The organism is Rathayibacter rhapontici, from assembly GCF_001995175.1.
In the GTDB taxonomy this organism is placed as follows: domain Bacteria; phylum Actinomycetota; class Actinomycetes; order Actinomycetales; family Microbacteriaceae; genus Rathayibacter.
The window spans coordinates 1-7,173 of the sequence record NZ_MUKN01000097.1; the positions used below are offsets into that span (position 1 = coordinate 1).

A 7,173-nucleotide genomic window follows, 5' to 3' on the forward strand; every position below is an offset into this window, starting at 1 on the left:
GGAGCCCGAGCAGCACCGCCACCGCGGCCGCGCGCCGCGGGCAGGGCGAGCAGCAGCACGAGCGCACCCACCGCAGAGACGAGCGCCGGCAGGCGCAGCGCCGCCGCTCCCCACTCGACGCGGCGGACGATCAGCGCGACCAGCTGGGCGGCGACCGCGAACGCGAGCAGCGCCTCGGCGTCGAGCACGACGACCGCGACCACCGAGACGAGGCAGACCGCCAGCTGCGCGACGACCGGGACCCCGGTCCGCGTCGAGCGCTGCGCGAGGGGATCCGGGATCTCGCCGGACTCGGCCAGGCGGACGAGGGCGCCCGCGTCGCGGCGCTGCAGCACGACGAGGGCGAGGAGCCCCGCGAGGACGGCCGCGACCGCCACCGGCACTTCTGCGGCGGTGCCCGCGACGGCGGTGCGGAGCGGAGTGGCGGTGCCCGCGAGCGCGGCCGGGCCGACCAGCAGCAGCAGGCCCGCTCCGAGCGCACCGGCCACGAGGGCGACGACACCCGTCGAGACGAGCGACGGTCCCAGCCGCACGAGGGCCCCCGACGCCGGAGGCGCGAACAGGAGCAGCGCGAACGCCGCGGCGGACGCGGTGCCCTCCACCCCGCCCGGACGCACGTCGGACTCGCCGAGCACCGGCGGCGCCACGGCGACGATCACGGCGGCGGCCACCAGCAGCAGGAGCACCAGGGCGCCGAGTCCGCGCGCGAGACCCGCTCGCACGACTCCGCCGCGGAGGACGAACACCGTGACCGCGACGAGCATCAGCACCGCGACGGGTCGGGCGGTCGCGTCGAGCACGGAGTCCGCGGCGGTCAGCGCGAGCGCGGACGCGCCGAGCGCCCGGCCGGCGAGTGCCAGCCACTCCGCCGTCGGGCCGTCGGTCAGCTCCCGACCGGAGTCGGCGAGGGCGCTGATCGCGGTCAGCGCCGCCGCGACGCCGATCCCGAGCAGCAGCCACCAGCCGGCCTCGAGAGCGGCGGGCGAGTAGACGAGGAAGAGACCGGCGAGCGCGATCGCACCGGTCGGCTCCGCGGGGCGCGCCCGAGCGCGATCAGCGCTCACTCGCCCGGGCACGCGGCACCCCTAGGACGGGACGCTGCTCACGCGTCGCCGTCGAACATCGAGGTGACGGATCCGTCGTCGAACACCTCGTGGATCGCGCGCGCCAGCAGCGGGGCGATCGGCAGGATCGTCAGGCGGTCCCACTTCTTCTCCTCCGGCAGCGGCAGGGTGTCGGTGACGACGACCGAGTCGATGAACTCGGAGCTCAGCAGCTCGCGCGCCGGGTCCGAGAAGACGGCGTGGGTCGCGGCGACGACGACGCCGATCGCTCCGGCGTTCTTCAGCGCCTCGGCGGCCTTCGCGATCGTGCGACCGGTGTCGATGAGGTCGTCGACGAGCAGGCAGACGCGCCCCTTCACCTCTCCGACGATCTCGTGGACCGAGACCTGGTTGGCGACCTTGGGATCGCGGCGCTTGTGGATGATCGCGAGCGGCACGCCGAGCTTGTCGCTCCAGATGTCGGCGACGCGGACGCGGCCCATGTCGGGCGAGACGACCGTGAGGGTCGAGGGGTCGAGCTTCTCACGGAAGTGCTCGAGCAGCACCGGCATGGCGAAGAGGTGGTCGACGGGGCCGTCGAAGAAGCCCTGGATCTGCGCGGCGTGCAGGTCGACCGACATGATGCGGTCGGCGCCGGCGGCCTTGAAGAGGTCGGCGACCAGGCGGGCCGAGATCGGCTCGCGGCCGCGGCCCTTCTTGTCCTGGCGGGCGTAGGGGTAGAAGGGCGCGACGACCGTGATCCGCTTGGCCGAGGCGCGCTTGAGCGCGTCGACCATGATCAGCTGCTCCATGAGCCACTCGTTGATCGGCGAGGTGTGCGACTGGAGGACGAACACGTCCCCGCCGCGCACCGACTCGCCGTAGCGGACGTAGAGCTCGCCGTTCGCGAAGGTGCGCCCCTCGGTGGTGACCAGCTCGGTCCCGAGCTCGGAGGCGACGGCCTCCGCCAGTGCCGGATGCGCCCTCCCCGAGACCAGGACCAGGCTCTTCTTGTTGCTGGCGGTGATGCCCGTCACTGTTCTCCGCTTCCTTGGGTCGGCCGGTCCGAGCCCTCGGGCTCGGGCACCCCGGCCGCCTCGGCGGCGGTCGCCGCCGCGGTCCCGGGACGGTGGGTCTGCACCCAACCGGCCATGTTGCGCTGCGGAGCGACGGTGATGCCGAGGGCTCCGGCGGGGATGTCCTTGCGGATGACCGTGCCGGCGCCCGTGTACGCTCCGTCCCCGATTCTAACGGGGGCGACGAAGACGTTGTGCGACCCGGCCCGCACGTGCGAGCCGACGACGGAGGACGCTTGGTCACTCCGTCGTAGTTGGCGAAGATCGAGCCGGCGCCGATGTTCGACTCCTCGCCGATCGTCGCGTCGCCCACGTAGGACAGGTGCGGGACCTTCGAGCCGGCGCCGATGGTCGCGTTCTTGGTCTCGACGTAGGTGCCGATCTTGCCTCGCGCGCCGAGCACCGTGCCCGGGCGGAGGAACGAGAAGGGGCCGACCTGCGCGCCGGCGCCGATCACGGCGAGCGTCGCGTCGGAGCGCTTCACGATCGCGTCCTCGCCGATCTCGCACGAGTCGAGCGTGGTGTCCGGGCCGATGACCGCGCCCGTCGCGATGACGGTCGGTCCCTTGATCTGCGTGCCGGGGAGGATCTCGACGTCGGGCGCGAGCACCGCGTCCACGTCGATCCAGGTCGTCGCGGGGTCCTGGATCGTGACGCCCTCGAGCTGCCAGCGGCGGACGATGCGCGCGTTGAGCTCGAGGGCCGCGTCGGCCAGCTGCACGCGGTCGTTGATGCCGGCCACGAGCCACCGGTCCTGCACCGGGACGGCCTGGATCGCACGGCCGGCCGCCTTCAGCGCCGCCGCGGCGTCGGTCAGGTACATCTCCTTCTGCGCGTTGTCGGTGCCGATGCCGCCGATGACGGCGCGCAGGGCGGAGGCGTCGAAGGCGTAGACGCCCGCGTTGATCTCGGCGATGGCGAGCTGGTCGGCGTCGGCGTCCTTCTGCTCGACGATCGAGGCGAAGCCGCCGTCGGAGCCGCGCACGATGCGCCCGAAGCCCGTCGGGTCCTCGAGGACGCAGGAGAGCATCGTCAGCGCGTTCGCCTCGGCGAGGTGCGCGTCGACGAGACGGCGCAGCGTCGGGGCGTCGAGGAGGGGCACGTCGGCGCTGAGCACCACGACGGTCCCGTCGAAGTCGGCGGGCAGGGCGCCGAGCCCGAGCTCGACCGCGCGGCCGGTGCCCGGCACCTCGTCCTGGTCGACCACGACGGCCGCGGGCGTGTGCTCGAGCACCGCCTGCGCGACCCGCTCGCGCTCGTGCCGCACGACGGTGACGACGTGCTCCGCCTCGAGCGAGGCCGCGGTGTCGAGGACGTGCCCGAGCAGCGGCCGTCCCGCCAGCCTGTGCAGCACCTTGGGCGTCCTGGACTTCATGCGGGTGCCCTGGCCTGCGGCCAGGATCACGACCGCGAGAGTGCTGTCTATGATCGCGTCTCCTCTTCGGCGGGCGCACCCGGGCGGTGCGCGCTCGTCATCCCCGCTCCGCCACCAGGATTCGAACCTGGACCGGACAGCTCCAAAGGCTGCCGTGCTGCCGTTACACCATGGCGGACCGCGCTCGCGCGCGTCGTCCATCCTGCCATCCGGTCGAGACCCTCGGAGAACCCGGAGTCCGCCTCTCCGCGGGCACCCCGGCGAGCCGCTCGGGCCCGCACCCGCCACAATGGAGGGGTGAGCGCGAACGACGAGGTCGACGGCATCGTCGACGCCTGGGTGAGGGAACGACCCGACCTGGACTTCACGCCGCTGCAGGTCTTCTCCCGCATGCGGCGGCTGGCCAAGCAGCTCGAGCGCGCCCGCGGGTCGGCGTTCGGCCGCTCCGAGCTCGAGACGTGGGAGTTCGACGTGCTGTCGGCGCTGCGCCGCGCGGGAGCCCCCTACCGCCTCTCCCCCAAGCAGCTGCTGCAGGCGACCATGGTCACCAGCGGCACCATGACCAACCGCATCGACCGCCTCGTCGAGCGCGACCTGGTCGAGCGCCTCGACGACCCCAACGACGGACGCGGGGTCCTCGTGCAGATGACGCCCTCCGGGCTCGCGCGCGTCGACGCCGCCATCACCCGGCTCGTCGACGCCGAGCAGGAGCTGCTGGGAGCGCTGACGCACGCGCAGCAGGAGCGGCTCGCGCAGCTGCTCCGCAAGCTGTCGCTCGACTTCGGCTGAAGTCCGGCCCTAGCCCTCCAGCTGCTCCGAGAGCTCCAGCCAGCGCAGCTCGAGCTCGGCGGTCTCGTCCTCGTAGCCGCGGAGCGTCGCGTTCAGCGCCAGGATGCCGTCGTAGTCGTCCTGGTCGTGCGTCGCCATCTTCTCGTGCACCGTCTTCGTCAGCTGGGTCAGCTTGTGCAGGCGCCGGTCGATCGCCGACACCTCCTTCTCGGCGGTGCGGCGCTCGGCGCCGCCGAGTCCGGAGGGCGCCGCGGAGCCCGAGGAGGACAGGGCCGCCGGCCCCGCCTTCTCGAGCGCCTTGCGCAGCTCCAGGTACTGCTCGACTCCTCCGGGCAGGTGCCGGAAGGCGCCCTCGAGCACCGCGTACTGCTGGTCGGTGACCCGCTCGAGCAGGTACCGGTCGTGCGAGACGACGAGCAGCGTGCCGGGCCAGGAGTCGAGGAGGTCCTCGATCGCCGCGAGCATGTCGGTGTCGAGATCGTTGGTCGGCTCGTCGAGGATCAGCACGTTCGGCTCGCTCAGCAGGATCAGCAGGAGCTGGAGGCGCCGCCGCTGGCCTCCCGAGAGGTCCTTCACCGGCGTCGACAGCTGCGCGCTCGAGAAGCCGAGCCGCTCGAGCAGCTGCCCGGGCGTCATGTCCTTGCCGCCGATCGAGTAGCTGGTGCGCTGCTGCGCGATGATCTCGCGGACCGGCTGGTCCTGCACCTCGGTCAGCTCCCGCAGCTGCTGGTCGAGGATCGCGACGCGCACGGTCGTGCCGCGCTTCACCGTGCCGCTCGTGGGCCGCACACTGCCGGCGACCAGGCCCAGGAGGGTCGACTTGCCGGCGCCGTTCACGCCGAGGATCCCGGTGCGCTCGCCCGGGGCGATCCGCCACTCGATGCGGTTGAGCACTGTGCGGTCGCCGTAGCGGACCGTCACGTCGAGCAGGTCGACGACGTCCTTGCCCAACCGCGAGACCGCGAGCTGCGAGAGCGAGACGGAGTCGCGCACGGGCGGCTCGTCCTCGATCAGCTGGTTGGCGGCATCGATGCGGAACTTGGGCTTCGCGGTGCGGGCGGGGGCTCCGCGGCGCAGCCACGCGAGCTCCTTCTTCATCAGGTTCTGCCGCTTGGCCTCCATCGTGGTCGCCATCCGGTCGCGCTCGACGCGCTGCAGGATGTAGGCCGCGTAGCCGCCCTCGAAGGGCTCGACCAGGCGGTCGTGCACCTCCCAGGTGGCGGTGCAGATCTCGTCGAGGAACCAGCGGTCGTGGGTCACGACGGCGAGTCCGCCGGACGCGGTGGCCCAGCGGCGCTTGAGGTGCTCGGCGAGCCAGGCGATGCCCTCGACGTCGAGGTGGTTGGTGGGCTCGTCGAGGAACACGACGTCCCAGTCGCCGACCAGCAGCTTCGCGAGCGCGACGCGGCGGCGCTGCCCGCCCGAGAGGGAGCCGACGACGCCGTCCCAGGGCACGTCGCGCAGCAGCCCGGCGATCACGTCGCGGGTGCGCGCGTCGCCCGCCCACTCGTGCTCCTCGAGCCCGCCGACGACCGCCTGCGCGACCGTCAGGTCCTCGTCGACCGTGTCGGCCTGGTCGAGCATGCCGAGGGTGACGCCGCGGCGGTGCGTGACGCGGCCGGAGTCCGGCTCGATGCGCTGCGCGAGCAGGCGCAGGAGGGTCGACTTGCCGTCGCCGTTGCGGCCGACGATCCCGATGCGGTCGCCCTCCTCGATGCCCAGCGAGACGTCGTCGAAGATGACCCGCGTGGGGTACTCGAGTCGCAGCGCCTCAGCGCCCAGGAGATGTGCCATAGGGATCGATTTTACGGGGCTCCCTGCCGCCCGGTTCGACCGTCCCCTTTTCCGCGGGGCTCCGCGGTCACGCGACGGCGATTGTTCGGCGGTGGTGACCCGTCGCGCCGTCCGGCGCCGGCCGCGCCTCGTCGGCGGTCTGCACGAGCCCCTCGGAGTCGGTGGCCCGGACGCTCAGCACGTGGTCGCCGGGCGTCGCCTCCCACTCGAGCACCCACTGGATCCAGGTGTCGGCGGTGACCGCCTCGGCGAGGCGGGCCTCGCGCCACTCCCCTCCGTCGACCTGGACCTCGACCGTCGAGATGCCCGTGTGCGGCGCCCAGGCGACTCCGGCGACGGCGACGGTGCCCGCCGAGACCGCCTGGCCCTGCCGGGGCACGTCGATCCGCGACTCGACCTTGATCGGCCCGCGCTCGCTCCAGCCGCGCGTCGACCAGTAGGCGAGGTCGTCGGCGAAGGTCGTGATCTCGAGCTCGGTGACCCACTTCGTCGCCGAGACGTAGCCGTAGAGGCCGGGCACGACCATCCGCACCGGGAAGCCGTGCTCGAGCGGCAGCGGCTCGCCGTTCATGCCCACGGCGAGGATGCTCGCGCGGCCCTCGTCCTGCAGCACGTCGAGCGGGCTCGAGGCGGTGAAGCCGTCGATGCTGCGCGAGAGCACCATGTCGGCGCCCGCCGTCGGGCGCGCCCGGGCCAGCAGCTCGCGGATCGGGTACCCGAGCCAGAGCGCCGTGCCGATCAGGTCGCCGCCGACCTCGTTCGAGACGCAGGACAGGGTGACCAGGTGCTCCTCGAGCGGCAGCGCGAGCAGCTCGTCCCAGGTCAGCACGACCTCCTCCTCGACCATGCCGTGGATCCGGAGCGACCACTCGGCGGGATCGACGGAGGGCACCGCGAGCGCGGTGTCGATGCGGTAGAACTCGGCGTTCGGGGTGACGAAGGAGCTGATGCCCTCGACGTCGTCGAGCACGGCCGTCGGAGGGACGGGCGGAGCGGGTGCGGCGGCGCGCGGCAGCGCCACGGCCTCGCGCACCGCGGTGACGGCGGCCGAGGCGGCGGTCGCCATCCGCGCGCCGACGCCCACGACGACGGCCGC

At 73.0% G+C, this 7,173-nt stretch carries 5 protein-coding genes, 1 tRNA gene and 1 pseudogene; 1 reads left to right on the forward strand and 6 read right to left on the reverse strand.

All coding sequences use genetic code 11. The features are described 5' to 3' along the window. From B0T42_RS18330 to B0T42_RS18345, 4 genes and pseudogenes are all read right to left on the reverse strand, one after another. On the reverse strand, nucleotides 1-1,076 hold a 1,076-nt coding region (locus B0T42_RS18330), incomplete at its 3' end, for a hypothetical protein (protein WP_077224423.1). Between the two features lie 26 nt (nucleotides 1,077-1,102). Then, entirely contained in the window at nucleotides 1,103-2,080 is a 978-nt protein-coding gene (locus B0T42_RS18335; RefSeq protein ID WP_055793762.1) for a ribose-phosphate diphosphokinase, read from the reverse strand. After that, nucleotides 2,077-3,494, reverse strand: a pseudogene (gene glmU / locus B0T42_RS18340) (bifunctional UDP-N-acetylglucosamine diphosphorylase/glucosamine-1-phosphate N-acetyltransferase GlmU). Before glmU ends, B0T42_RS18335 begins: the two are co-directional and overlap by 4 nt. A 106-nt stretch (nucleotides 3,495-3,600) precedes the next feature. After that, a tRNA-Gln gene (locus B0T42_RS18345) sits at nucleotides 3,601-3,672 on the reverse strand. Between the two features lie 119 nt (nucleotides 3,673-3,791). On the opposite strand from B0T42_RS18345, the gene B0T42_RS18350 reads away from it, so the two are divergent. Continuing rightward, complete coding sequence (locus tag B0T42_RS18350) at nucleotides 3,792-4,283, forward strand: MarR family winged helix-turn-helix transcriptional regulator (protein ID WP_094742810.1); 492 nt, start codon at nucleotides 3,792-3,794, stop codon at nucleotides 4,281-4,283. Nucleotides 4,284-4,292: 9 nt separating this feature from the next. On the opposite strand, the gene B0T42_RS18355 is transcribed toward B0T42_RS18350, so the two are convergent. Both B0T42_RS18355 and B0T42_RS18360 read right to left on the reverse strand, forming a co-directional pair. Further along, the gene (locus B0T42_RS18355) at nucleotides 4,293-6,077 is read right to left on the reverse strand and encodes an ABC-F family ATP-binding cassette domain-containing protein (protein ID WP_077224424.1); all 1,785 of its coding nucleotides are present in this window, start codon (nucleotides 6,075-6,077) and stop codon (nucleotides 4,293-4,295) included. Nucleotides 6,078-6,144: 67 nt separating this feature from the next. Then, nucleotides 6,145-7,173: molybdopterin-dependent oxidoreductase (locus B0T42_RS18360; protein WP_158078184.1), on the reverse strand; the 1,029-nt coding region annotated here is incomplete at its 5' end.